Source organism: Streptomyces sp. NPDC001880 (assembly GCF_053594575.1).
This window is the reverse complement of sequence record NZ_JBSFET010000259.1, coordinates 1-1,971: the sequence shown is the minus strand read 5'-3', so window position 1 is coordinate 1,971 and position 1,971 is coordinate 1. Positions and strand designations below refer to the sequence as shown.

Below are 1,971 nucleotides of genomic sequence, written 5' to 3'. Positions count from 1 at the left end.
GGTGCGTCGCGGCCATCAGCCCGGCCCGCGACGCACCCGCGAAGTCACTCGCGAACATCGGGTCGCGGTAGCCAGTGCCCTGCGTCGCCTTCTGGAACACGAACGAATACCCCGCCCTCACGGACGCCGACCACTGGACCGGGTGGGAATTGTGGTGGCTCGTGTCGAAACCCTTCACCCCGTACGCGGCCGGACTGTTCGCCTGCGCCTGCTCATCCCCGGAGAAGCTGATCAGACCGAACCCAGCGGCCGCCACCGCCACCATGGCACCCGCCTGAAAACCCGTCTTCTTACTGATGCTGCGCACGTCTTCACCCCTCGTCAGACGCACCGGAGGGCAGTTCACACGGCGCCCTTTGCGGCGTCGACGAGATCGGACAGCAGTTATTCAGCACTTCGGACAGCACCCGACCCTGTCGCTGTTCGATTACGTGGGGGAGCCGATGCGTCAGTCGCGGATTCCCGCCGCGTGCAGTCTGCTGCGCACGTAGTCCCAATCCGGGGCGATCGTCTCGGTTTGGCGGAAGCCGACGTTGCGGTTCTTGAAGCCACTGGACGTGGAGATACAGACCACCGGGCCGTCGAGGTCGTCGACGGTACGCAGTCCCGCGAGTCCGGCGGCGCTGGAGAGTTCGGTCCACAGGCCGACTCGGGCGAGCTCCTGGTGAGCGACCTCGAGTTGTGCGTCACTGAGTTCGAGGACCTGGCCGCCGCTGTCCTGGATGGTGACCACGCCGCGGTAGCCGCTGACCGGGGAGACGATGGAGTATGCCTCGGTCTGCTTCACCGTGACGTGAGCCGCAGGTACGCCGCGCCGCATGGCTCGGCGAGCGGCGCGGCTGCGGTCGGCTGGCACGCGTACATCCGCGGTAGCCGCTTGGTCAGGCCGAGGCGCCGAAGTTCGGTGAATCCCTTCCAGATACCGAAAAGGAGTTCGCCGTACGACGTGGGGACGAACACGGCTGCGGGGACGCCGAGGTCCTGGTAGATCTCGTAGGCGATGGTCTTGTATCCCTCGGGACCGAAGGCGTGGCCGGTGTGGGTGGTGGTGAGGCTGCTGACCGGGTGTAGGCCCGTCCGGTCGACGATCCGGCGCATCAGCAGCCACCTCGCTTCCCAGGGCACCGGCAGGACCACCGGCTCGTAGACGTTCAGGAAGGAGTCGACGGCGGGCGGCAGCTCGGGGCCCGCGATGACCACGCAGCGCAGTCCGGCGCGGGCAGCGTAGGCGGCCGCGGAGGCCCCGTGGTTGCCGGACGACGCCACGACGATTCCCGGGGCTCCGGCGGCGACGGCGGCGCTGACGGTGCACCGGTTCATCCGGTCCTTGTGGCTCCAGGTGGGGTTGCGAGACTCATCCTTGATGAAGACACCGGTCTCGACCTCGATCAGTTGCGTGCTGCCTTCGCCCAGCCCCGGTGCGGCGAGGGGCGGCAGCAGCGGCGCCCAGCGGTCCAGCCCGCCGCCCCGCTCCGTGGCAGTGGCGAACATGACGGGGTCGACCCGGTCGTAGGCGTAGTCGACTTCGACGGGATAGGAGATCTCGTCGGTGCTGGTGCGCGGACACCCGCTGGTCATCGGTGGCCACAACGGGTAGCTGACCGTGGGATCGCCTAACGAGCGCTGAAGGGTTGCCAAAGACCACTCTGTCGTCACATCTTGAGCCTATCGATCAAGGGCGGACCTCCGTCGGGGGCGAGTCCGGCTGAACGCTGACGTGGCCGAAATCCGGCGAGCACGCCAAGAAAATCAAGAAGGTGGGTGGGCAGTTTCGTCTCCTGTGGCCGCCTCAAGTACCCATGCTGCAGCTGCTTGCTGTTCGAATCGGCAGACCTCCAGAGTGCTGCCCGAAGTGCTGAACAACTGCTGTCCGATCTCGGGTTCTGGCACAGCTTCCGTGCAGTGGCCACGGTGAGTGACGGCTGAGCGCCTCCGGACGGCATACGAAGTCGCCCGAAAATGGATGGTGGT

General features: G+C 66.7%; 1 protein-coding gene and 1 pseudogene. Both read right to left on the bottom strand.

Annotation, left to right across the window (positions count from 1 at the left end; genetic code table 11):
- A partial coding sequence (locus tag ACWCQ6_RS37060) for a GH25 family lysozyme (protein WP_451096877.1) occupies positions 1-307 on the bottom strand: 307 nt, incomplete at its 3' end.
- Between the two features lie 141 nt (positions 308-448).
- Positions 449-1,578 (bottom strand): annotated as a pseudogene (locus ACWCQ6_RS37055) (threonine synthase).
- Positions 1,579-1,971: the final 393 nt, after the last annotated feature.